The organism is Pseudomonas sp. HMSC066A08 (assembly GCF_001813025.1).
GTDB classification, from domain to species: Bacteria; Pseudomonadota; Gammaproteobacteria; order Pseudomonadales; family Pseudomonadaceae; genus Pseudomonas; species Pseudomonas aeruginosa.
The window spans coordinates 344,997-367,440 of sequence record NZ_KV811348.1 but is presented as its reverse complement, the minus strand read 5'-3'; the positions used below and the strand labels follow the sequence as shown (position 1 = coordinate 367,440).

Annotated in this window: 18 protein-coding genes; 7 read left to right on the top strand and 11 right to left on the bottom strand. The window is 65.5% G+C overall.

The genetic code is table 11. The features are described 5' to 3' along the window. Positions 1-12: 12 nt before the first annotated feature. The 6 genes from alg44 to argF all read right to left on the bottom strand — a co-directional run bounded on the left by alg44 (position 13) and on the right by argF (position 7,990). Positions 13-1,182 carry an alginate biosynthesis protein Alg44 gene (alg44, locus tag HMPREF2886_RS25500; RefSeq protein ID WP_003092101.1) on the bottom strand — a complete coding sequence of 390 codons (1,170 nt, stop codon included), beginning with the start codon at positions 1,180-1,182 and terminating at the stop codon, positions 13-15. A gap of 82 nt (positions 1,183-1,264) precedes the next feature. Further along, complete coding sequence (gene alg8 / locus HMPREF2886_RS25495; RefSeq protein WP_083318624.1) at positions 1,265-2,749, bottom strand: mannuronan synthase; 1,485 nt, start codon at positions 2,747-2,749, stop codon at positions 1,265-1,267. A gap of 139 nt (positions 2,750-2,888) precedes the next feature. Continuing rightward, positions 2,889-4,199 (bottom strand): GDP-mannose 6-dehydrogenase, encoded by a 1,311-nt coding sequence (algD, locus tag HMPREF2886_RS25490; RefSeq protein WP_003110461.1) that lies wholly within the window; start codon positions 4,197-4,199, stop codon positions 2,889-2,891. Positions 4,200-5,099: 900 nt separating this feature from the next. Further along, a complete protein-coding gene (gene yaaA / locus HMPREF2886_RS25485; protein WP_003092094.1) occupies positions 5,100-5,879 on the bottom strand; it encodes a peroxide stress protein YaaA in 780 nt (259 codons plus the stop codon). Between the two features lie 106 nt (positions 5,880-5,985). Further along, positions 5,986-7,068: an ABC transporter ATP-binding protein gene (locus HMPREF2886_RS25480; protein WP_033970123.1), complete on the bottom strand. Its 1,083-nt coding sequence runs from the start codon at positions 7,066-7,068 to the stop codon at positions 5,986-5,988. Between the two features lie 4 nt (positions 7,069-7,072). Further along, positions 7,073-7,990: an ornithine carbamoyltransferase gene (argF, locus tag HMPREF2886_RS25475; RefSeq protein ID WP_024916039.1), complete on the bottom strand. Its 918-nt coding sequence runs from the start codon at positions 7,988-7,990 to the stop codon at positions 7,073-7,075. Positions 7,991-8,301: 311 nt separating this feature from the next. On the opposite strand from argF, the gene HMPREF2886_RS25470 reads away from it, so the two are divergent. Next, complete coding sequence (locus HMPREF2886_RS25470) at positions 8,302-8,733, top strand: hypothetical protein (RefSeq protein ID WP_169879104.1); 432 nt, start codon at positions 8,302-8,304, stop codon at positions 8,731-8,733. A gap of 393 nt (positions 8,734-9,126) precedes the next feature. On the opposite strand, the gene HMPREF2886_RS25465 is transcribed toward HMPREF2886_RS25470, so the two are convergent. Beyond that, positions 9,127-12,114 (bottom strand): autotransporter serine peptidase EprS, encoded by a 2,988-nt coding sequence (locus HMPREF2886_RS25465; RefSeq protein ID WP_070748619.1) that lies wholly within the window; start codon positions 12,112-12,114, stop codon positions 9,127-9,129. Between the two features lie 298 nt (positions 12,115-12,412). Between HMPREF2886_RS25465 and HMPREF2886_RS25460 the strand changes: the two genes are divergently transcribed. The 3 genes from HMPREF2886_RS25460 to HMPREF2886_RS25450 all read left to right on the top strand — a co-directional run bounded on the left by HMPREF2886_RS25460 (position 12,413) and on the right by HMPREF2886_RS25450 (position 16,194). After that, positions 12,413-14,521, top strand: a complete 2,109-nt coding sequence (locus tag HMPREF2886_RS25460) for a molybdopterin oxidoreductase family protein (protein ID WP_070748618.1) — start codon at positions 12,413-12,415, stop codon at positions 14,519-14,521. Positions 14,522-14,633: 112 nt separating this feature from the next. Further along, positions 14,634-14,960 carry a Grx4 family monothiol glutaredoxin gene (gene grxD, locus HMPREF2886_RS25455; RefSeq protein ID WP_003092082.1) on the top strand — a complete coding sequence of 109 codons (327 nt, stop codon included), beginning with the start codon at positions 14,634-14,636 and terminating at the stop codon, positions 14,958-14,960. 82 nt (positions 14,961-15,042) lie between these two features. Next, positions 15,043-16,194 (top strand): MFS transporter, encoded by a 1,152-nt coding sequence (locus HMPREF2886_RS25450; RefSeq protein WP_039027323.1) that lies wholly within the window; start codon positions 15,043-15,045, stop codon positions 16,192-16,194. Positions 16,195-16,261: 67 nt separating this feature from the next. Here the strand turns inward: HMPREF2886_RS25450 and bfrB are convergent, their stop codons facing one another. Together bfrB and HMPREF2886_RS25440 are read right to left on the bottom strand one after the other, a co-directional pair. After that, complete coding sequence (gene bfrB / locus HMPREF2886_RS25445) at positions 16,262-16,738, bottom strand: bacterioferritin BfrB (protein WP_003092078.1); 477 nt, start codon at positions 16,736-16,738, stop codon at positions 16,262-16,264. 209 nt (positions 16,739-16,947) lie between these two features. Next, positions 16,948-17,169 carry a bacterioferritin-associated ferredoxin gene (locus tag HMPREF2886_RS25440; protein ID WP_003092075.1) on the bottom strand — a complete coding sequence of 74 codons (222 nt, stop codon included), beginning with the start codon at positions 17,167-17,169 and terminating at the stop codon, positions 16,948-16,950. Positions 17,170-17,428: 259 nt separating this feature from the next. On the opposite strand from HMPREF2886_RS25440, the gene HMPREF2886_RS25435 reads away from it, so the two are divergent. Continuing rightward, entirely contained in the window at positions 17,429-18,031 is a 603-nt protein-coding gene (locus HMPREF2886_RS25435; protein WP_003092073.1) for a peroxiredoxin, read from the top strand. A 174-nt stretch (positions 18,032-18,205) separates the two neighbouring features. Here HMPREF2886_RS25435 and rnt read toward each other — a convergent pair whose 3' ends face one another. Beyond that, complete coding sequence (gene rnt, locus HMPREF2886_RS25430; protein WP_033970129.1) at positions 18,206-18,880, bottom strand: ribonuclease T; 675 nt, start codon at positions 18,878-18,880, stop codon at positions 18,206-18,208. Continuing rightward, positions 18,877-19,923, bottom strand: a complete 1,047-nt coding sequence (gene pyrC / locus HMPREF2886_RS25425; protein WP_033970131.1) for a dihydroorotase — start codon at positions 19,921-19,923, stop codon at positions 18,877-18,879. Before pyrC ends, rnt begins: the two co-directional genes overlap by 4 nt. A gap of 132 nt (positions 19,924-20,055) precedes the next feature. On the opposite strand from pyrC, the gene motY reads away from it, so the two are divergent. Together motY and HMPREF2886_RS25415 are read left to right on the top strand one after the other, a co-directional pair. Beyond that, a complete protein-coding gene (gene motY, locus HMPREF2886_RS25420; RefSeq protein WP_033970132.1) occupies positions 20,056-21,021 on the top strand; it encodes a flagellar protein MotY in 966 nt (321 codons plus the stop codon). Positions 21,022-21,138: 117 nt separating this feature from the next. Continuing rightward, positions 21,139-22,356 carry an argininosuccinate synthase gene (locus HMPREF2886_RS25415; RefSeq protein WP_003092065.1) on the top strand — a complete coding sequence of 406 codons (1,218 nt, stop codon included), beginning with the start codon at positions 21,139-21,141 and terminating at the stop codon, positions 22,354-22,356. Positions 22,357-22,444 lie beyond the last annotated feature (88 nt).

Below are 22,444 nucleotides of genomic sequence, written 5' to 3'. Positions count from 1 at the left end.
GTCGGGTACCGGTCAGCGAGCGGTGGCCAGGGTCACGGCCTTGTTCAGCAGGGTGCGGCCGGGCAGGCCGCCGATGCTGACCTCGGCCGGGCGGCCGGCGTACTGGGCGTCGAGCGGCTGGTCGGGCTGGATCTGCACGCGGATTTCCGAGGACAGGTCGCCGTCCACCGGCGCGGTGTTGACGATGCGGCCGCTGCGGTTGACGCCGTCGCCGGCGACCTGGAAGTTCACCCGGGTGCCCGGCGCCAGCTCGGCGGCGTTGCGGTAGGGGAAGCGCGCCTCGATGCTGGCCACGCTGTCGCGCGGCGCGAGGGTGAAGATCACCTGGCCCTTGTTGGCGTATTGCCCGTCGGCTACCAGTTGCTGGACCACGCGGCAGTCGCAGGGGCTGGTCAGGGTCCCTTTCATCTGGTGGCCGAAGAGCTTCTCGATGTTGCCCGGGTTGAGCTGCTCCTCGGTCAGGTTGCCCTTGAGCATGTCCAGCAGGTTGGCCGAGAAGGTGGCGATCGGCGCGCCTTTGGCGACTTCCGCGTTGGGCCCGAGGAGGCTCTGCACGGTGCCCTCGCGGGGCATGGTGATCTGCTGGTTGGGGACGCTGACCACGCCGGAATCGGCATGGGTGACGAAGTACAGGTTGTACATCTGGTTGAGGATGAAGGCGAAGGCGCCGACCCCGACGACGAAGATCGCGGTGCTCAGGGTCACCGCCCGGACCCGGCCGAAGAAGCCCATCCCGCCGTTGCCGCCGCCCTGCTTGCGGGCCTTGGTGAAGTTCTCGCGCTGGAGGGTATTGAGCATGTCGCCGACGCCGATCACCTCGCCAGCCAGGTAGGAGGTGATCAGGTAGCGCAGGGCCGCCACCTCGCGCGGCTTGAGGTTCTGGAACTCGCAGCCGACGCGGCGGCTGGCGGGGTCCACCGAGCGCACCTGGAACTCCACTTCGAGGGAAAAGCTGATGCTGTCGACCTGGAACAGCAGCTTGCCCTTGTACAGGTCGCCGGGCTGGATCGGCGCGCCGCTCGCGGTGAAGGCGAAGCCGCCGGCGGAGAGATCCAGCAGGCGTGCGTCGACGCCTTCGCGGTTGGCGCCGATGTAGCGGATGCGCGCCGGCAGCTTGACCCGGGCGAACTGGCGCTGGGCTTCGGATTCGTGCACGACGTTGACGTTGACGGCTGTATTCATGGTGTCGGGTCCTGTTCGGTCCAATCTGGGTCGATTTGCGCGCGGGCCGCGGCCCTGGCGTTGTCCGTAGTCGATTCGGTGGTCATACGATGGTCAGCAGCACGGCGACGAAGATGCTGGCGGCAGAGAAGGTCATGGCCCGCGACGACCAGGCGTTGAACCAGCGCTGGAAGCTGGCCAGGCCGCGCTCCAGCTTGGTCGGCTGGCGGGTCCAGGACTGCCGGTCGAGGCGGAAGAACACGTAGATCTTCACCAGCGCGCCGACGATCTGGTTGTAATAGAGGATCAGCGGATAGGCCGGGCCGATGCGGTGTCCGGACAGCGAGAGGAGCAGGGTCAGCACCAGGCGGGTGAGGCCGATCCAGAGCAGGTACACCAGCAGGAAGGCGATGCTGTACTTGAGGCTGGCGAGGATCGCCACCACCAGGCCGAGCAGGCTGGTCCACATCGAGACGCGCTGGTCGAACAGCACCAGCATGGTGAACCAGCCCAGGCGCCGCGCGCCGAGCTTGAGCGCGCGCGAGTTCTGCCGCAGGTTGTTGCCGTACCAGCGGTACATCAGCTTGCGACTGGCCTTGATGAAGCTCTTCTCCGGCGGGTGCTCGACCGTGTTGATCGCCGCGTCGGGCACGTAGAAGGTGTCGTAGCCCAGGCGCATCAGGCTGAACCAGCTGGACTTGTCGTCGCCGGTGAGGAACTTGAAGCGACCCAGGCGCCAGTGCTCCAGGTGGTCGTTCTCGACGTCGGTGATGAACTCGGGGTTGGTCACCACCCGGGCGCGGAACACCGACATCCGTCCGGTCATGGTCAGCACGCGCTTGGACAGGGCCATCGAGCACATGTTGATGTGGCGCTGGGCGAAGCGCAGCTTGTGCCACTCGCTCATCACGTAGCCGCCCTGCACTTCGCAGAATTCATTGGTGGTGAGGCCGCCGACGTTGGGGAAGAGCTTGAACCAGGGCACGGTCTTCTTCACCACGCCGTGGTCGAGCACGGTGTCGCCGTCGATCACCGCGACCACCGCGTCGTCGTCCGGCAGGTGCCGGGAAATCGCGCGGAAGCCATAGGCCAGGCCGTCGCGCTTGCCGGTGCCGGGAATCCGCACGAAGTCGAGGCTGACCCGGTCCGGCGGGTTCATCTTCTCCCACAGAGAACGGACCAGGACCTCGTCGGACATCTCGACGATGGAGCAGACCACGGTGGTCGGGTAGCCGCTGTCGATGGCTTCGCGGATCACCGAGCGATAGACCATGGCAGTGGTCAGGGCGTCGATGCGGAAACTGGTGACCATCAGGAACACGTGCGACGGGTCGGCCGCGCTGCCCAACTGGCGCACGCGCCGGCGGTAGTACGGGTAGACCACGTGGAGGAACAGCATGCCGCGCAGGAAGTGCACGCCGCCCATGGAGTAGCGCCAGATGCCGACGGCGCCGACAAGCAGGATGAAATCCTTGGAGTCGGCGTCGAACACGGTCTTCGGCACTGCCAGCGCGAGCACCATCAGCAGGCTGAGGAACACCAGCCAGCCGGTGGCTTCGGCGAGGCCACGTTTGTAAGTTTCCATCATCAGTTCCATCGGGCTGGGGACCTTGGCCTCGACGCCGGCGTGCGCTTGTTGTTGTTATGGCGCACGCCGCGGAGACGGCCTTCGGTCCGAGGGCGATAAAGAGGTTCTTTACCGGCTCACGGGGCCAGGGGGCGGCCCGCTACCAGCAGATGCCCTCGGCCTGGGCAGTGGTGGTGTGCGGCATGAAGCCCACCAGGTCGACCAGCTTCTTGCCGCTCGGGGTCTTGTTCACCAGGTCGACGAACAGCTCGTCGCCATTGCCCAGCACCAGCACATCGGAACTCGCCACCACTTCGTCGAGGTCGGAGACCAGCAGCGAGGAGACGTGCGGGATCTTCGACTCGATGTATTCCTTGTTGGCCCCGTGGACACGCGCGTATTCGACGTTGCGGTCGAAGATGCGCAGCTCGTAGCCCTTGCCGATGAGCATCTCGGCCAGCTCCACCAGCGGGCTTTCGCGCAGGTCGTCGGTGCCGGCCTTGAACGACAGGCCGAGCAGGCCGACCTTGCGGGTGTCGTGGCTGGTGATGAGGTCGAAGGCCTTCTGCACCTGGTTGGAGTTGCTGCGCATCAACGAACCGAGCATCGGGTGCTCGACGTCCAGCTGGCTGGCACGATAGGTGAGGGCGCGTACGTCCTTGGGCAGGCAGGAGCCGCCGAAGGCGAAGCCGGGACGCATGTAGTAGCGCGACAGGTTGAGCTTGTGGTCCTGGCAGATCACGTCCATCACCTCGCGGCCGTCGACGCCGACCGCCTTGGCGATGTTGCCGATCTCGTTGGCGAAGGTGACCTTGGCGGCGTGCCAGACGTTGCAGGTGTACTTGATCATCTCGGCGACCTCGACGGTCTTGCGGATGATCGGCGCGTCCAGCTCGCGGTAGATTTCCTCGAGAAGGTCACCGGTCTGCTTGTCCAGTTCGCCGATCACGGTCATCGGCGGGAAGTCGTAGTCCTTGATCGCGGTGCTCTCGCGGAGGAACTCGGGGTTGGTGCCGACGCCGAAGTCGACCCCGGCCTTCTTGCCCGAGCAGTCCTCGATCAGCGGGATCACCACGTTGTTGACGGTGCCCGGCAGTACGGTGCTGCGCACCACCACGGTGTGGCGTTCGGACTTCTCGCGGATGGCGAAGCCGATCTCGCGGCAGACGGTCTCGATGTAGCCCAGGTCCAGGTCGCCATTCTTCTTGCTCGGCGTGCCGACGCAGATGAACGATACGTCGGAGTCCAGCACGGCCTTCTTGAAGTCGGTGGTGCCCGACAGCCGTCCGGTCTGCCGGCCTTGCTGCAACAACGCTTCCAGGCCCGGTTCGACGATGGGCGACTTGCCCTGGTTGATCAGGTCGATCTTGGTACTGGAGACATCCACACCAATGACTTCATGACCGCGTGCCGACAGGCAGCCAGCACATACTGCGCCGACATAGCCCAAACCAAAGATGCTGATTCGCATCGCATTCACCTCGATTGTTTGTCGCGCCGTTAATGAGGTGGTCGTATGGCCACTTCCCTATCTGGCGAGCCGTTACTACGAGCCCCGATCCAGAGCCCTTGATCCGCCTTCAGGCAGTTTCGAATAGAGTGCTTGGTTATTCGGCACTCTAATAGGGCAAGTTATAAGTTCATGCCCTTTAATGTTTCAGGTGGGTTTCAATAACGGTGCATAACCCGACCTTGGATGCTTCGTTTTAGTTCGGTCCATAGAATTCAAGTTTCTAAAGGTCTTTAATTTCAATAGGTTGAGTTTGTCCCTCGGAGCGGGGTCCGATTATTCGAGACGGTTTCAAGTTGCTCTGCCCATAACTATCGATAGGCATCGCGGTGATAGGATGTTTTCTCTGCGAGGGAAGTTCCGGCCGTTTGTCCCGCTCGCGAAATATTTGGAAATATCCGTTTGATATCACTTGATACCAACTTGATGGCCTTTTCATTAAATGCTGACAATGGCCACTGGTTGCAGAATGCATGGCGGCTGAAAGTTCCGCGTCACCGGAATGAAACAGAAGCCGCTTTTACCGCCTTAAGCAAACCTTAAGGATTCCTTAATCTTCGACCCATGCACTTTGCAATCGTAATCTGCATGTGATGGCGGGAGGCTGGTAATGGCCAATGGATTACGCCGGAGATGGCATTTCCGCCTCGAATTGGGGAAAAGCCTGTGGGCTGGGCGTGAAAAAATGTGATGCAGTTCCGCATGACTTGCAGACGAACGGTTGAGTAGGCCTATTCGCCACAAGGGCTTTCCCTGGGAGAAAGGCGACGCAGTAGAGGTATCGGAGGGACGAACGGTAGCGCCAGGAGGCGTCGGCGTGCCGAAAGAGGAGCGGCCCGCCAGGACGGCGGGCCGGGGAGGTCAGTCTTGCGGGGCGTCCCTGAGGAATACCAACTGATCCGGGCCGGACTGCTCGGCGCTGAAGTAATAGCCGTGGGCATTGAAGTCCTTCAGCCCGGCCGGGTCGCGCAGGCGCTCGCGGATCACGTAGCGAGCCATCATGCCGCGAGCCTTCTTGGCGTAGAAGCTGATGATCTTGTACTGGCCGTTCTTCAGGTCCTTGAACTCGGTGTCGATGACCCGCGCTTGCAGCGCCTTGCGCTTCACCGCGCCGAAGTACTCGTTGGAGGCCAGGTTGAGCAGCACATCGTCGCCCTGGGCGGCCAGCGCTTCGTTCAGCCACTGGCTGATACGCTCGCCCCAGAAGGCGTAGAGATCCTTGCCACGGGCGTTGGCCAGGCGGGTGCCCATTTCCAGTCGATAGGGCTGCATGAGGTCGAGCGGGCGCAGCACGCCGTAGAGACCGGAGAGCATGCGCAGGTGGTCCTGGGCGAAGGCGAAATCGTCCTCGCCGAAGTCTTCCGCGTTGAGGCCGGTGTAGACATCGCCCTTGAAGGCGAGCAACGCCTGCTTGGCGTTCTCCGGGGTGAACTCCGGATGCCAGCTGGCGTAGCGAGCGGCATTCAGGCCGGCGAGCTTGTCGGAAAGCTTCATCAGTTCGCTGATCTGCAGCGGGGTGAGCTGGCGCAATTGCTGGATCAGTTCCTGCGCGTGGTCCAGGTATTGCGGCTGGGTGAAGCGGTGGGTGACCGGCGGGGTCTCGTAGTCCAGGGTCTTGGCGGGGGAAATCACCATCAGCATCGTTCAGGCTCCTCGAATCGTCGGGCGATTGTAGGGGCTGGAGACGCCCGGCTCCACCTATGCGCTCGATAGGGAAAGGCGCCGCCGACCGAACGACGCCGAGGTATCAGGCCTGGACGGGAGCGAGATGCGCGGCGACGCTACCCCGGGCGGCGAACACCACCAGGTGGTCGGCGGCGACGCGGATACCGACGTCATCGCCCGGCTGGTGGTCGGCATGGCTGGGGAAGATCGATTCCAGCTGGGTACCGGTGGGCAATTGCAGGCGGTACAGGGTGGCGGCGCCGAGGAAGGTCTTGCCGACGATCCGCGCCTTCAGCTCGCCCTGCGGCGCGTGCACCAGGTCGTCCGGGCGCAGCAGGACGTCCACCGCGCTGCCGGAAGGCAGGTTATAGGCACGATTGCCGCGGATCACGCCGAGTTCGGTCCGCACCGTATCGGGGCTAAGCAACTGGCCGCGAATGAAGTAGCCCTGGCCGACGAAGCTGGCGACGAAGGGCGTCAGCGGCTCGTGGTAGAGGTTGTAGGGGGTGTCCCACTGTTCCAGGTGACCTTCCTTGAACACGCCGATGTGGTCGCAGACGGCGAAGGCTTCTTCCTGGTCGTGGGTCACCAGGATCGCGCTGGTGCCGCGTGCCTTGAGGATCTCGCGAACCTCCTGGCTGAGGCTGCGGCGCAGTTCCACGTCGAGGTTGGAGAAGGGTTCGTCGAGCAGCAGCAACAGCGGTTCGGGCGCCAGCGCGCGGGCCAGGGCCACCCGTTGTTGCTGGCCGCCGGAGAGTTCGTGGGGGTGGCGCGCGGCGAGGTGGCCGAGCTTGACCAGCTCCAGAAGCTCGCGCACCAGGCGCTCGCGTTGTGGATGCTTGCGGATGCCGAAGCCGACGTTGTCGGCCACGCTGAGATGCGGGAACAGCGCATAGTCCTGGAACACCATGCCGATCCGGCGTTTCTCCGGCGCCAGGGTGAAGCCGGGACGCGAGATGACTTCGCCGCCCAGCTCGATCTGCCCGGCCAGCACCGGTTCGAAGCCGGCGATGGCGCGTAGGGTGGTGGTCTTGCCGCATCCCGAAGGACCCAGCAGGCAGCCGATGTCTCCGGCATTGAGGTGCAGGTCGAGATCCTGCACCACTTTCTGCGAGGCGTAGCCGCAGGCGAGATCTTTCAGGTTCAGCAGCAGGTCGTGGCTCATGGGCTCAGGCGTAATGGGCGTGTTCGATCAGCAATTCGAGGAGGGCCTTCTGCGCGTGCAGACGGTTCTCTGCCTGGTCCCAGGCTACCGAGCGCGGGTCATCCAGCAACTCTTCGCTGATTTCCTCGCCGCGGTGGGCCGGCAGGCAGTGCATGAATAGTACATCGTCGGCGGCCCCATCGAGCAACGCGGCGTTCACCTGGTAGGGGCGGAACAGGGCGATGCGCGCGGCGGCTTCGTCTTCCTGGCCCATCGAGGCCCACACGTCGGTGCTCACCAGGTGCGCGCCGGCCACCGCCTCGCGCGGGTCGCGGACGATGCGCAGGCGGTCGCCGGCAAGGGCGACGAACTCGGCCTTCGGCTCGTAGCCCTCGGGGCAGGCCACGCGCAGCTGGAAGTCGAACTTCAGCGCCGCTTCTATATAGCTGTTGCACATGTTGTTGCCGTCGCCGATCCAGGCCACGGTCTTGCCCTGGATGCTGCCGCGGTGCTCGTGGAAGGTCTGCATGTCGGCGAGCAACTGGCAGGGGTGCAGGTCGTCGGACAGGCCGTTGATCACCGGCACCTTCGAGTGCGCGGCGAATTCCGTCAGGGTGGCGTGGGCGAAGGTGCGGATCATCACGCCGTCGAGCATCCGCGACATGACCCGGGCGCTGTCGCCGATCGGCTCGCCGCGGCCGAGCTGGGTGTCGCGCGGGGAGAGGAAGATCGCCTGGCCGCCGAGCTGGATCATCCCGGCTTCGAAGGACAGGCGGGTACGGGTCGAAGCCTTCTCGAAGACCATGCCCAGGACCCGGCTCTTCAGCGGCTCGTAGAGCACGCCTCGGTTGCGCAGGTCCTTCAGCTCGCTGCCGCGGCGGATCAGACCGATCAGCTCTTCGGGGCTGTAATCCATAAACGAGAGAAAGTGCCGTACGCTCATCGCTGACTACCTTTTATTTTTACTGCTGGCCGAGGCACTGGCCGGCTTTCGCGAGAGAAAACGGGACTGGACCTGCGGCGGGACCGCAACGTGCGGGAAAATAGGGGAAGGCGCGATCTTATAAGGAAATGTCGCGGAAACACAAGGAGGGGCCTGGAGGGCGCGGGTTACGGGGTTTTCCCCGGTCTTCGCGGTTGTCCCGCCCAAAGTCCCGCCTCGTCTGTCTATCGGTTGGGCGGAGCGACGCTTTATGCTGTGGGCGCCCGAATGCCTTCATGGAGGAGGCGGGTTTCGGACCAGGGAGGTCGAACATGCACACGGGAGAAACACTCGCTGCCGAGCCGCCGGCACGGCCATTGCGCCAATCGCGGCTGGGCGGCCTGTCGCTGTTCCTCGCCCTGGCCGGGGTCGCCATCGCGCTGGCGGTGATGGCGCTGGCACTCGGCGAGCGGATCGACCTCAGCGACGAGAACCATCTGCTCGGCCTGTTCGCCGCCTTGCTGGCGGTCTTCGCGGTATCGACCTGCGGCCTGGTGCTGGGCCTGGCCGGCCTGCTCAGGCGCAGCCGCAAGCGTCACCTGGCCCTGGCCGGCATCGTCCTCAACCTGTCGTGCCTGCTCTGGGGCTGGCATGCGCTGAGCACGGCGGCGGCCGCGATCCTGATGCTCCTGGGGCAAACCGGGTTGTCGTTCCTCAGCGCCCTGGCGGTGCTGTTCGGCATGATCTTCTTCCGCCAGGCCTGACCCGTTCAGCGACTGTGCGCAGGCAGCCTGGGCGCCCGCGGTTCGGCCGCTCGTTCATCGGATTGCCGCATTGCGGCCATTCGTCGCGGATTTGCAGGGGGAGGGGCTCAGCCGGGGAAGGAGGGTGCGAGAGGAGCAAAAGGTGAGCCCCGGAGGTGCGGATCTCCGGGGCTCGTGCGGCACGGTGGTGCGGGCACCGGGTCGCGATCAGCGCTGGAAGGGATAGTACAGCGCTGGATGGACAGTATAGCGCTATGCATTTCGCATGAATCCTTTAGTTAGGTCTTTTTCTCATATTTGCGGCGGTTTCGTGACCGAGGGCAATGAAGTGGCTTCTTCCCCTTGCCGCCCGCCGGAACCCATCCAACGGGTGGCATGCCCTCGTAACCGAAGTCAGAAACGCCAGTCGACGGCCAGTCCGACACCGTGGTCCTTCTCGCGGCTGCCCAGCAGGCCGTTGTAGCCCAGCCGCACGCTCACTTCGCGATTCACCGCGAGGCTGGCGTCGACGCCGAGCAGCGCGGCGTCGCGGGACAGGGCCACGCTTTCCACGCTGAATGGCTGGCTGCCGCTAGCGAACGCCAGGTGGCGTTGCGGGGTGGTGTCGCTCAGGTTGTGGCGCCAGCCGAGGGTGCCGGAGAGCGCCAGGCGGCGTTCGGCATCCAGCTCGAAATGCCTTTTCGCGCGCAGGCCCAGGGTGGTGAAGACGGCGTCCAGGTTGTCGTCGCCACCCTTCAGGGCCGCGGCGCTGCCGTGTTCGCGGAAGTCATCGCTGGCGACGTGCACGTAGGCCAGCCCGGCGAAGGGTTCCAGCTCCAGACTGCGCCAGCCCAGCGCGTAGGCGGCCTCGGCGAACAACTGGCTGCTCTGTGCGTCGAGCTTGGCCTTCTGCTTGCCGGCCATGGCGCCGTATTGCAGGTCGCGCTTGACCTCGGCGCGGTGCCAGGCGTGCGCCGCGCCGAGGCTCAGGCGCCATTGCTGCAATTGCCGGCCGAGGTAGGCGCCGAGGTGGTAGCTGTCGATGCTGGCGGAGGATTGCAGGCTGCTGTCCATGTTCAGCGAGCTGTTGCTGTAGCCGGCCACCAGGCCGAGGCGCGTGTCGCTGGCGACCTGGCTGTCGACCCCGAGCAGGAAGCCGCCGACCGAATGCCGGTAGCCTTCGCTGCCGTGGCTGCCATCGGCGCTCTTGCCCCAGGAGCCGAGCGCCTTGAACCAGCCTTCGGGAGCCTCCCCGCCGGCCTCGCCGTCGCTGGCCTGGCGCAGGCGTTCGCCGACGCTGTCGCGCAGATGGCGGCTGTCGTTGAGCAACAGGCCGGCGAGCGCCGGGTAGATTTCCCCTGACAATTGCTGGAAGGCCCGTTGGGCGGTTGCGGCGTTTTCCGACAGGAGCAGGCTTTCGTAGACCGGGTTGCCGGCGCCGAGCGTTTCCACGGCGCCAGCGACCGCCGCCTGGTTGGGCGTCTGCGCGACGCTGGCGAGGGCGGTACCGTTGCGTCCGATATCCAGGCGGATGGCGTTGGCCGCGTAGTCCAGGGTGCCGCCGAGGAACAGGTAGTTCGGCAATACCGCGTCGAAGCGCCCGTCGATGCCGCCGGCGGCGTCGAGGATATCGTAGCGGCGGCCGACCAGGCTCTCGACCTGGGACTGGCTGAGCAGGTCGGGGCTGTTTTCCATGGCCAGGGTGACGTTGCCGCCCGCGATGCTCGCCTTGCCGCTGGCGACGATCCGGTCGCTGGCGCTTTCCGAAAGCTCCACCGCGTAGGTCGAGCCTGACTCGAAGCGCAGGTCGCCGGCGACCTCCAGGGTGCCGATGGAGTTGCCCGCCGCCACCGTGCCGCCGGAGCGCGCCAGCAGGCCGCCGACCCTGCCGCTGCCGCCGAGGGTGCCGCCGGCATTGACTTCGACGGCGGACAGCAGCGAACCGTCGACGCTGAGCAGGCCGCCATCGATCAGGGTCGGTCCGCGATAGGTGCTGTCGCCGCTCAGGACCAGGCTGCCGGCACCGGCCTTGACCAGGCTGCCCTGGTACCGGCGCTGGGCGGCGGCCTGGTCGCGGGCCATGCCGATGGCATAGTCGGTGCGTTCCTGCTGGCTGGCGCCGGCCGGCAAGCCGTTTTCCCAGCCCTTGTCCTTCAGCGTCCGCTGCCAGGCCGCGTGCTCGGCGGCGTCCTCGGCCTGGCGCTGGAGCAGGGCGCTATCGGAAATCGGGTTGCTCCATTCGTCGCGCAGGCCGGCCGGGAGGTTGGCCTCGAAGCGGCCGAGCAATTGTCCAGGCCCATGCATCGCCCGACCGAGATCCGGCACGCCCCAGCCGACGGTGTCGGTGGGGGCGCCGGTCGGCGTGCCGTCGAGCTGGGTGGCGGTGGTCAGCAGTACCTGCAACGCCTGCTCGTTATTCAGGTACGGATAGCGCTGCATGACCAGGGCCAGCGCGCCGGTGGCGTGGGGCGCGGCCATCGAGGTACCGGACTTGTTGGCGTAGCCGCCGCCGGGCATGGTGCTGTTGATCAGGCGGCCGGGCGTGGTGATGCACCAGTACTTGGCGATGCCGCAGCGGTTGTAGCGCTGGCCGTTCTGCTGGTCGAGGCCGGACACGGCCAGCCAGTGGCCTTCCAGGTCCGGCTGGAAGTAGGGCAGGGCGGAGCGCACGCTGGCGTTGGCGTAGCCGCTGTTGCCGGCGCTGAAGACGTTGATCACGCCCTGGCGGGAGACGCCGGCGGCGGCGTCCAGCCAGGTGGAGCGCCCGTAGTGCTGGGCATAGGCGGCGTGCAGGCCGTCGAGGGTCTCGTAGCTGACGTCCTTGGGCTGGCTGCCCCAACTGTTGTTGATCGCCCGCACCCCGGCGTCGGCCAGCGCCTGGTAGGCGGCCTTGAAATAGTTCGGGTCGGGCGTCGGGCCGAACAGGAAGCTGTCGTTCTGGTTGGTGTTGGCGACGTACACCTGTGCCGCGTAGGCCACCCCGTGCATGCCGACGCCGTCGCGCGAGGCGCCGAGGGTGCCGCCGACGTGGGTGCCGTGGGAGTCGTTGTTGCCGTTCATCGCGCCGCTGACGCTGAACGGCGTGCCGTCGACATAGGTGCCGCTGGCCGTCACCGGCTGGTAGCGCGAGGCGGGGGTATCCGGATGGCTCGGGTCGAAACCGGAGTCCATCTCGCCGATCTTCACGCCCTGGCCGTCGATACCGGCGGCATAGGCCTGGTCGGCCCGCATCCGTTCCAGGCCCCAGTCCTGCTGGTATTCGGCGGAGCGCCAACTGGCCGGATCGCCGGGCCGACCGGCTTCGACATAGGCGGCCGTGGCCGGCTGGGCGATCCAGGCGCCCAGCAGCAGGGCGGCTGACAACGAGGTGGGGCGAGGGCGGAAGGAGCGGTTGTCGGTCATGCGGTCTCCACGCTTTATTGGTCTTGTCGGACAGGGGCGGACTCGAAGAGACAAGGTTTAGCACCGGCTTTCGCCGCGCCGGAATTCCCAGGTGGATAGTTGACAGCCGGACAAACGGCACGCTTCCCCTCTACCGCGCCCATCGGCCAGCCTGATGCCTGGCGATTCAGCCGACTGACGCTGCTGGCGCGGCGGCGGAAGGCGCCGCATAGTGCCGATTCGACGACTAGACCGGTCGTCTGGTCCTCGCGTACGTACCGGGCCGCGGCGGCCGGCGACGACAATGAAGAGGCGAGCCATGAGCAAGACCCTCCACTACCGTGCGTGCCATCTCTGCGAGGCCATCTGCGGGCTCGCCATCGAGACCGAGAGCGACGAGGGCGGCGTGCCGCGGATCCGCTCGATCAAGGGCGACCCGCAGGACAGCTTCAGCCGCGGCCATGTCTGTCCCAAGGCGGTGGCCCTGCAGGACATCCAGGACGACCCCGACCGCCTGCGCCAGCCGTTGCGCCGGGTCGGCAGCGAGTGGCAGCCGATCGGCTGGGACGAGGCCTTCGCGCTGGTGGCCAGCCGCCTCGGCGAGATCCGCGAGCGCCATGGCAACGATGCGGTGGCGGTCTACCAGGGCAATCCGAGCGTGCACAACTACGGCCTGATGACCCATAGCAACTACTTCCTCGGCCTGCTGAAAACGCGCAACCGCTTCTCCGCGACTTCCGTCGACCAGTTGCCGCATCACCTGGTCAGCCAGCAGATGTACGGCCATGGTTTATTGATCCCGATCCCCGACATCGACCACACCGACTTCATGCTGGTGCTCGGCGGCAACCCGCTGGCGTCCAACGGCAGCATCATGACCGTGCCGGACGTGGAGAAGCGCCTGAAGGCGCTGAAGGCCCGCGGCGGCCGGCTGGTGGTGGTCGATCCCCGGCGCAGCGAGACCGCGGCTATCGCCGACCGGCACCTGTTCATTCGTCCCGGCCAGGATGCGGCGCTGTTGCTCGGGATACTCAACACCCTGTTCGAGGAGAACCTCGGTCGCCCCACGCCGCTGCCGGTCGACGGGCTGGAGCGGGTGCGCGAGGCGGTCGCGGTCTTCGACGCCGAGTCCATGAGCGTGCGCTGTGGCGTGCCGGCCGAAAGCATTCGCCAACTGGCGCGGGATTTCGCCGCCGCCGAACAGGCGGTCTGCTATGGCCGGATGGGCGTTTCCACCCAGGCCTTCGGCACGCTCTGCCAGTGGCTGGTGCAACTGATCAACCTGGTCACCGGCAACCTCGACCGGGTCGGTGGCGCGCTGTGCACCTCGCCGGCCCTGGACCTGGTGGCGAGTACCTCGGGTGGCCACTTCGGCCGTTGGCGCAGCCGCGTCTCGGGGCTGCCGGAATATGGCGGCGAACTGCCGGTCGCGGCATTGGCGGAAGAAATCCTCGGCGAAGGCGAGGGGCAGGTGCGCGCGCTGGTCACGGTAGCCGGCAACCCGGTGCTGTCCACGCCCAACGGGAGGCGGCTCGAACAGGCGCTGGACGGCCTGGAGTTCATGCTCAGCATCGACCTCTACATCAACGAGACGACCCGCTACGCCGATCTCATCCTGCCGCCCACTGCGCCGCTGGAGCACGATCACTACGACACCACCTTCAACGTCTTCGCCGTGCGTAACGTGACCCGCTTCAACGAGGCCGTGCTGCCGCGTCCCGAGGGTGCGTTGCACGACTGGGAGATCTTCGTCGGCCTGGCGAGGGCCTTCGCCGCACGCAACGGCCTGGAGCTGAAACCGACCCTGGAGCCGCAGCAGATGATCGACCTCGGCCTGCGCGCTGGCGCCTACGGCGACCGTTCCGAGCACAGGCTGAGCCTGGCCACTCTGCGCGAACATCCCCACGGCATCGACCTCGGGCCGCTGCGGCCGAACCTGGCGCCGCGCCTGAAGACCGCCGACCAGCGCATCCAGGCCGCGCCGTCGCTGTTCGTCGACGACCTGCAACGCTTCGCCGCACAGCCGCTGCCTGCGTCAGACCAGTTGCTGCTGATCGGACGACGCCACGTGCGCAGCAACAATTCCTGGATGCACAACTACCATCGCCTGGTGAAGGGCAAGCCGCGTCATCAGTTGCTGATGCACCCGCGGGACTTGGAGGGTCGCGGCCTGGTCGACGGGCAACGGGTGCGGGTGCGCTCGCGGGTCGGCAGCGTGGAGGTGGAGGTGGCGGCGAGCAGCGAGATGATGCCCGGGGTGGTCAGCCTGCCGCACGGCTGGGGCCACGCGCGGCCCGGCGTGCAACTGGCGATCGCCCGCGCCCAGGCCGGCGCCAGCGCCAACGACCTGACCGACGAGCGTCATCTCGACCTGCTGTCGGGCAACGCCGCGCTCAACGGCCTGCCGGTGGAGGTGGAAGCGGCCTGAGCGGGTCGACGGAACGCGAGAGTAAAGCCGAGCGTCGCGCTAGGCTTTCCGATACAATAGCGGTCATTATTTGCCGAGTTACCGTGTCGAAACGTTCCTGTTGAGGTAAGCCATGGACATCATCGAAACCATTAAAGAGCAGATCGCCAACAACCCCATCCTGTTGTACATGAAGGGTTCGCCGAACGCCCCGCAGTGCGGTTTCTCCTCGCGTGCGGCCCAGGTGCTGATGGCCTGTGGCGAGAAGTTCGCCTACGTCGACATCCTGCAGAACCCGGAAATCCGCGCCAACCTGCCGAAGTACGCGAACTGGCCGACCTTCCCGCAGCTGTGGGTCAATGGCGAACTGGTCGGCGGCAGCGACATCCTCGCCGAGATGTTCGAGAAGGGCGAACTGCAGACCCTGGTCAAGGACGCGGCGGCCAAAGCCAACGCCTGATCCGCACATCCGACGAAGAGCCCCGCCTTGTGCGGGGTTTCTTTTTTGTCCGGAGAAACCAGCAAGGAAACCGGGAGCCTCCATGTCGGAAGTCAATCCTCGCCAGGGTCGCCTGGCCTGCATCTATTTCTTCGCCATGGCCGGGCTGGTCATCGGCAACCTGATGGGACGCATCCCGGCACTCAAGGAGCAGACCCAGCTGGACGAGCGCGCGCTCGGCCAGGCCCTGCTCGGTGTCGGGGTCGGTGCGCTCACGGCGTTCCCGTTGAGCGGTTTCCTGGTCCAGCGCATCGGCAGCCGCAGCGTAGTGATCGGCGGTTGCCTGATCATGCTGCTGGTATTTCCGCTGCTCGGCCTGAGCCAGGGCTGGTGGCAACTGGCGTTGGCCTTCTACGTGCTGGGCGTGAGCTTCGCCGGGATGGACGTGGCGATGAACATCCAGGCGGTGGATGTCGAGCGCCTGCTCGGCAAGCCCTGCATGTCCATGCTGCATGGCATGTACAGCCTCGGCTGCCTGGTCGGTGCGTTGAGCGCCGCGGCCCTGGCTGGACTGACGCCATCCTGGCATTTCCTCATTCTCACCGCCCTCGGCCTGCTGAGCCTGCCATTCTTCGTACGCGCGTTGCTTCCGCCGGACCCGAGCAAGGCGGGCGCGCGCAAGGGCGGCGGCTTCACCTTGCCGCCGCGGGCTTTGCTCGGCCTGGGCCTGCTGATTCTCTGCGCGTTCGTTTCCGAGGGCGGCGTGGCTGACTGGAGCGCGCTGTTCCTGCACAGCGTTCTGGATGCTTCCGAGCGGGTGGCGGCGCTGGGCTTCGCGGCGTTTTCCGCGGCGATGGTGGTGGGGCGGCTGTTCGGCGACCGCCTGCGCGGACGCATCGATGATGCGCCGTTGCTGCGCGGCCTGGGTTCGCTGGCCACGCTGGGCATGCTGGTGGCGCTGTTCAGCCCCTGGCCGGCACTGAGCATCGCCGGTTTCGGGGTGGTTGGCCTGGGACTGTCGGTGATGGTGCCGATCGTGATCAGCGCCGCCGGCAACCAGCCGGGCATCGATCCGGTGATCGGGGTCGCCGCCGTCTCTACCGTGGGGTATGGCGGACTGCTGATGGGACCGCCGCTGATCGGCCTGCTGGCCCACGAGATCGGCCTGCGCTGGGCATTGCTGGTACTGGTCGGTCTTTGCCTGTTGCTGGCACTGCGCGCCGATCTGGTCCGGCGCAGGCCGCGCAGCGCCTGAGGCTTTCTGGCGGGCAAGAAAAAAGCGCCGGCGGGGCAGGCCGCCGGCGCTTCGTCGTGGTTCCCGATCAGTCGTCTTCGTGCATGTGCGACTGCAGGTAGTTCTCCAGGCCGACTTTCTGGATCAGGCCCAGCTGGGTTTCCAAGTAGTCGATGTGCTCTTCTTCCGACTCCAGGATGTCCTTCAGCAGGTCGCGGCTGACGTAGTCGTGCACCTGCTCGCAATGCACGATGGCTTCGCGCAGGTCCTTGGTCGCCTTCAGCTCCAGGTTCAGGTCGCACTGCAGCATTTCCTGGGTGTTCTCGCCGATCAGCAGCTTGCCGAGGTCCTGCAGGTTGGGCAGGCCTTCGAGGAAGAGGATGCGCTCGATGAGCTTGTCGGCATGCTTCATCTCGTCGATCGACTCGTGGTACTCGTGGGCGCCGAGGCGCTTCAGGCCCCAGTCGTTCCACATGCGCGAGTGGAGGAAGTACTGGTTGATCGCGATCAACTCGTTGCCGAGGATCTTGTTGAGATGCTGGATGACTTTCTTGTCGCCTTTCATGCCGAATCCTGCCGTCGTAGTGGGTGTGATTCGCCAAGTTTGGCCGCGACGAAGCAGGGTGTCAAACCTAAGTTATTGAAATATAAGGGAAAAAGAATATGAATACGAATGTTTTCTTTCCGCGTTCTGCCGCTAAGTCATTGAATTGAAGGCATAAAAAAACCGGGCGCCAGGCCCGGTTCTTCTGAAAGAGGGATAAAAAATATTTTTCAGGCAGCGACGAATGCCGTAGTCCCGAACGCCGGTACCGGCTGGGCACTCTGCAGGTCGTTGAGGGTTTCGCGTACCACCTGCTTGGCCAGGCATGCACACTTGCCGCACTGGGTACCGACGCCGGTGGCTTCGCGAACCTCACGATAGCTGCAGCAGCCTTCGTAGATGGCATCGCGGATCTGGTTGTCGGTAACACCTTGGCAGAGGCAGACGTACATGGCGATCTGGCTACTGGGAAGTTGAGTTGGAAAAGATACTAATAATAATGAGAATGATTGTCAAAGTTCCCTGGAGCATTTTAGTCGGGTTTTTTTCGCCCCCCGACAAATGGCTTTGTCGGACAAAGACTTAGCGCCGGCAGGGGCGGGGTGTATGATGATCGATTCCCGGGGAACGGCGCCCCTGCCATCAAGGCTCCACGAGGAGCCGGCAGGCTGCGGTGCCGTCCTTCAACCTTCCGCTTAAAGGAGACATGGAATGAGCGTACTCGTAGGTAAGAAAGCGCCTGACTTCAACGTTGCCGCGGTACTGGGCAATGGCGAGATCGTCGAGAGCTTCACCCTGTCCGAGGCCATCAAGGGCAAGTACGGCCTGGTGTTCTTCTATCCGCTGGACTTCACCTTCGTCTGCCCGTCCGAGCTGATCGCCCTGGACCACCGCATTCCGGAGTTCCAGGCGCGCAACGTCGAGGTGATCGGCGTTTCCATCGACTCCCACTTCACCCACAACGCCTGGCGCAACACCCCGGTGGACAAGGGCGGCATCGGCGCCGTCAAGTACACCCTGGCGGCCGACACCAAGCACGAGATCGCCAAGGCCTATGACGTCGAATCCGACGGCGGCGTGGCCTTCCGTGGCGCGTTCCTGATCGACAAGGAAGGCGTTGTGCGCTCGCAGATCGTCAACGACCTGCCGCTGGGCCGCAACATGGACGAGCTGCTACGTCTGGTCGATGCCCTGCAGTTCCATGAGGAGCACGGCGAAGTCTGCCCGGCCAACTGGAAGAAGGGCGACAAGGGTATGACCGCATCGCCCGAAGGCGTGGCCAAGTACCTGGCCGAGAACGCCAGCAAGCTGTAAGAAGAGCCTGCTTCGCGCGTTGGAAAAAGCCCCGCTTCGGCGGGGCTTTTTCATGGGCTCGCGAGGGCCGGCAGCCCATTCCTGGTCACGCCTCGCTCCGAAGAGGGGAGATTGCCTGACCGGTCGCGTAGGTCGGATTACGTCCTGGCGGTATCCGCCTAAGTGGGCCGAGGCTCAGTCGTCGTCATCCATCCAGCCGCCCATTTGCTTCCAGCGGTTGACGATGCCGCAGAACAGCTCGGCGGTCTTCTCGGTGTCGTAGCGTGCCGAGTGCGCCTCGCGGTTGTCGAACTCCATGCCGGCGGCCTGGCAGGCCTTGGCCAGGACCGTCTGGCCGTAGGCGAGGCCAGCCAGGGTGGCGGTGTCGAAGCTGGAGAAGGGATGGAACGGATTGCGCTTGATCCCGGTACGCGCCACGGCGGCGTTGAGGAAACCGAGGTCGAAGCTGCTGTTGTGGCCGACCAGGATCGCCCGCTTGCAGCCATTGGCCTTCAGCGCCTTGCGGATGCCGCGGAAGATCTCGGTGAGTGCCGCTTCCTCCTGCACCGCCATGCGCAGCGGGTGGTCGAGCTTGATGCCGGTGAATTCCAGCGCGGCCGGCTCGATGTTGGCGCCTTCGAAGGGCTCGATGCGGAAGAAGTAGGTGTGTTCCGGGAACAGGAAGCCTTTCTCGTCCATGCCGACGGTGGTCGCGGCGATTTCCAGCAGCGCGTCGGTGGCCGAGTTGAAGCCGCCGGTCTCGACGTCCACCACTACCGGCAGGTAGCCGCGGAAGCGGCGCGCCATCGGATGGCGCGGGCCGCTGGGGAGGCTGCCGTCGAATTCGTCGTCGAAGTTGTCTTCGCTCATGCTCCGGCCTCCAGCAGTTTCCAGCGGAGTGTCTCGCCGGCGCGCAGCGGTACCACGTCGAAGTCGCCGAAGGGGAGGCTGGCGGGCGCCTGCCATTCCTCGCGGACCAGGGTGATCCGGTCGGTGTTGCGCGGCAAGCCATAGAAGTCCGGGCCGTGCAGGCTGGCGAAGCCTTCCAGCTTGTCCAGCGCATTGCGCTGTTCGAAGGCCTCGGCATACAGCTCGATGGCAGCGTAGGCGCTGTAGCAGCCGGCGCAACCGCAGGCGGCTTCCTTGGCGTGGCGGGCGTGCGGCGCCGAGTCGGTGCCGAGGAAGAATTTCGGGTTGCCGCTCACCGCGGCGTCCAGCAGGGCTTCCTGGTGGGTGTTGCGCTTGAGGATCGGCAGGCAATAGAAGTGCGGACGGATACCGCCGACCAGCATGTGGTTGCGGTTGTACAGCAGGTGATGGGCGGTAATGGTCGCGCCGACGTTGGCCGGGGCTTCCCGGACGAACTGGGCGGCGTCGCCGGTGGTGATGTGCTCGAAGACCACCTTCAGGGTCGGGAAGCGCTCGACCACCCGGCGCAGGTGCTCGTCGATGAACTGCTTTTCGCGATCGAATACGTCGACCTCGGCGCGGGTCACCTCGCCATGCACCAGCAGCGGCATGCCGACCTCGGCCATCGCCTCGAGCGCTTCGAAGATATTCTCGATGCGGGTCACGCCAGAGTCCGAGTTGGTGGTGGCGCCTGCCGGATAGAGCTTGGCGGCATGCACGAAGCCGCTGGCCTTGGCGGTACGGATTTCCTCGGCGCAGGTGCGGTCGGTGAGGTACAGCACCATCAGCGGCTCGAAGCGGCTGGCGGCGGGACGGGCGGCGAGGATGCGCTGCCGGTAGGCGTCGGCTTCGGCGGCGTTGCGCACCGGCGGCACCAGGTTCGGCATGACGATGGCGCGGCCGAAGGTGCGGGCGGCGTCGCCGACGGTATTGGCCAGCGCGGCACCGTCACGCAGGTGAATGTGCCAGTCGTCGGGGCGCAGGAGGGTGAGACGGTCGGACATGGGGCTTCCAGGACGGGATTTCGTGGGGGGAAATGCTACCGGAAAAGGGGGGGCGGGGCACTCGCTATCAAGTTTTGTCCGGGCCGTCCGATACATCCTTCGTATTTGGACGCTTTCCCGGAGCCCGCCGTCGTGCAGCCGCGCCTTCTTCTATTGCCTTTCCTGCTCAGCAGCCTGCCGGCGCTGGCGGTGACCTTCCAGACGCGGCTGGAGAGCGTCGAGTGGAAGGTCGAAGGCGACCAGTTCGAATGCCGCCTGTCGCAGCCGGTGGCGAATTTCGGGGTCGGCGAGTTCGTCCGGCGTGCCGGCGAGCAGGCAACCTTCCGCCTGAAGCCCGAAGCCCAGTGGCTGGGGCGCGGGTCGGCGACCCTGCTGGCTGCCGCGCCGCCCTGGCGACCGGGACAGGGCGACATCAACCTTGGCCAGGTCAGCATCGGTAGCGGCGAGGTGCCGTTCAACAGCAGCCAGCAGCAGGCCGGTCGGTTGCTCACCGGCCTGCTCGAGGGGCGCAGCCCGCTGGTCCGCCATCGCACCTGGCAGGGCGATCGCCTGGAGGTGCGCCTGCTGCCGGCGCGCTTCGCCAGCGTCTACAGCCAGTACCAGGCCTGCATCGCCAAGCTGCTGCCGGTGAACTTCGACCAGGTCAAGCTGGCCCAGGTCGGCTTCCCCGACGGCGGCACGGCGCTGAACGACGTGGCGCGGGCCAAGCTGGACATCATCCTGCAACTGCTCAAGGCCGATCCGAGCATCAACCGGATCGAACTCGACGGGCACTCCGACAATAGCGGCAACCGCCTGACCAACCGTGACCTGTCGCGCCGCCGCGCGCTGGCGGTGCAGGAGTACCTGAAGAGCAACGGGGTGCCGGAAAGCCAGATCAACGTGCGCTTCTACGGCGAGCGCTACCCGCTGGTGGCCAACAACAGCGCCGCCAACCGTGCGCGCAACCGCCGGGTCACGGTGCACCTGTCGCGCGAGGCGGTGGTCGAGCCGGCGACGGAAGCGCCGAAGGCCGAGGACAAGCCGGCGCCGCCCGCGGCAGAACCTGCCGCAGCGAAGCCTCCGGCCGCCTCGCTTCAGGGAAAACCCACGGTTTGAGTCGCGCAAACGATAGAATCTGTCGCTTTTGCGTCTAAAGCTGTCGCCCCTCTGTAATTTCCCGAATGCCCTGCGTAGAATTGTCGCTTTTCGTGACGACCCCCGTGGAGTGATGGCATGGCGGATGTGAAGAAGGTAGTCCTGGCGTATTCCGGCGGCCTGGATACCTCGGTAATTCTGAAGTGGTTGCAAGATACCTATAACTGCGAAGTGGTGACCTTCACCGCCGACCTCGGCCAGGGCGAGGAAGTCGAACCGGCTCGCGCCAAGGCCCGCGCGATGGGCGTCAAGGAAATCTACATCGACGACCTGCGCGAAGAATTCGTCCGCGACTTCGTCTACCCGATGTTCCGCGCCAACACCGTCTACGAAGGCGAGTACCTGCTGGGCACTTCCATCGCTCGTCCGCTGATCGCCAAGCGCCTGATCGAGATCGCCAACGAGACCGGCGCCGACGCCATCTCCCACGGCGCCACCGGCAAGGGCAACGACCAGGTCCGCTTCGAGCTGGGCGCCTACGCGCTGAAGCCCGGCGTCAAGGTGATCGCGCCCTGGCGCGAGTGGGACCTGCTGTCCCGCGAGAAGCTGATGGACTATGCCGAGAAGCACGGCATCCCGATCGAGCGCCACGGCAAGAAGAAGTCGCCGTACTCGATGGACGCCAACCTCCTGCACATCTCCTACGAAGGCGGCGTGCTGGAAGATACCTGGACCGAGCACGAAGAAGACATGTGGAAGTGGACCGCTTCCCCGGAAAACGCGCCGGACACCCCGACCTACATCGAGCTGACCTACCGCAAGGGCGACATCGTCGCCATCGACGGCAAGGACATGACCCCGGCCGAGGTGCTCACCGAGCTGAACCGCGTCGGCGGGATCAACGGCATCGGCCGCCTCGACATCGTCGAGAACCGCTATGTCGGCATGAAGTCCCGTGGCTGCTACGAGACCCCCGGCGGCACCATCATGCTCAAGGCCCACCGCGCCATCGAGTCGATCACCTTGGACCGCGAAGTGGCCCACCTGAAAGACGAGCTGATGCCCAAGTACGCCAGCCTGATCTACACCGGCTACTGGTGGAGCCCGGAGCGCCTGATGCTGCAGCAGATGATCGACGCCTCGCAGGTCAACGTGAACGGCGTAGTGCGCCTGAAGCTGTACAAGGGCAACGTCGTGGTGGTGGGCCGCAAGTCCGACGACTCGCTGTTCGACGCCAACATCGCGACCTTCGAGGAAGACGGCGGCGCCTACAACCAGGCCGATGCCGCGGGCTTCATCAAGCTCAACGCGCTGCGCATGCGCATCGCCGCGAACAAGGGCCGCACGCTGTCCTGACCGACGCGCGCCGCCTGCGATGGAACGAAGAACCCCGGCCATGAGCCGGGGTTCTTCGTTGCGGAGTGCTGAAAGCGATAGCCGGGGC

What these genes read in the sequence shown, in the direction of transcription:
- argF (WP_024916039.1), bottom strand. Translation starts at nt 7,990, where the DNA reads ATGAGCGTACGGCACTTTCTCTCGTTTATGGATTACAGCCCCGAAGAG.
- alg44 (WP_003092101.1), bottom strand. Translation starts at nt 1,182, where the DNA reads ATGAATACAGCCGTCAACGTCAACGTCGTGCACGAATCCGAAGCCCAG.
- HMPREF2886_RS25480 (WP_033970123.1), bottom strand. Translation starts at nt 7,068, where the DNA reads ATGAGCCACGACCTGCTGCTGAACCTGAAAGATCTCGCCTGCGGCTAC.
- rnt (WP_033970129.1), bottom strand. Translation starts at nt 18,880, where the DNA reads ATGAGCGAAGACAACTTCGACGACGAATTCGACGGCAGCCTCCCCAGC.
- HMPREF2886_RS25460 (WP_070748618.1), top strand. Translation starts at nt 12,413, where the DNA reads ATGAGCAAGACCCTCCACTACCGTGCGTGCCATCTCTGCGAGGCCATC.
- algD (WP_003110461.1), bottom strand. Translation starts at nt 4,199, where the DNA reads ATGCGAATCAGCATCTTTGGTTTGGGCTATGTCGGCGCAGTATGTGCT.
- HMPREF2886_RS25465 (WP_070748619.1), bottom strand. Translation starts at nt 12,114, where the DNA reads ATGACCGACAACCGCTCCTTCCGCCCTCGCCCCACCTCGTTGTCAGCC.
- grxD (WP_003092082.1), top strand. Translation starts at nt 14,634, where the DNA reads ATGGACATCATCGAAACCATTAAAGAGCAGATCGCCAACAACCCCATC.
- bfrB (WP_003092078.1), bottom strand. Translation starts at nt 16,738, where the DNA reads ATGAAAGGCGACAAGAAAGTCATCCAGCATCTCAACAAGATCCTCGGC.
- alg8 (WP_083318624.1), bottom strand. Translation starts at nt 2,749, where the DNA reads ATGATGGAAACTTACAAACGTGGCCTCGCCGAAGCCACCGGCTGGCTG.
- HMPREF2886_RS25470 (WP_169879104.1), top strand. Translation starts at nt 8,302, where the DNA reads ATGCACACGGGAGAAACACTCGCTGCCGAGCCGCCGGCACGGCCATTG.
- HMPREF2886_RS25450 (WP_039027323.1), top strand. Translation starts at nt 15,043, where the DNA reads ATGTCGGAAGTCAATCCTCGCCAGGGTCGCCTGGCCTGCATCTATTTC.
- pyrC (WP_033970131.1), bottom strand. Translation starts at nt 19,923, where the DNA reads ATGTCCGACCGTCTCACCCTCCTGCGCCCCGACGACTGGCACATTCAC.
- HMPREF2886_RS25440 (WP_003092075.1), bottom strand. Translation starts at nt 17,169, where the DNA reads ATGTACGTCTGCCTCTGCCAAGGTGTTACCGACAACCAGATCCGCGAT.
- HMPREF2886_RS25435 (WP_003092073.1), top strand. Translation starts at nt 17,429, where the DNA reads ATGAGCGTACTCGTAGGTAAGAAAGCGCCTGACTTCAACGTTGCCGCG.
- HMPREF2886_RS25415 (WP_003092065.1), top strand. Translation starts at nt 21,139, where the DNA reads ATGGCGGATGTGAAGAAGGTAGTCCTGGCGTATTCCGGCGGCCTGGAT.
- yaaA (WP_003092094.1), bottom strand. Translation starts at nt 5,879, where the DNA reads ATGCTGATGGTGATTTCCCCCGCCAAGACCCTGGACTACGAGACCCCG.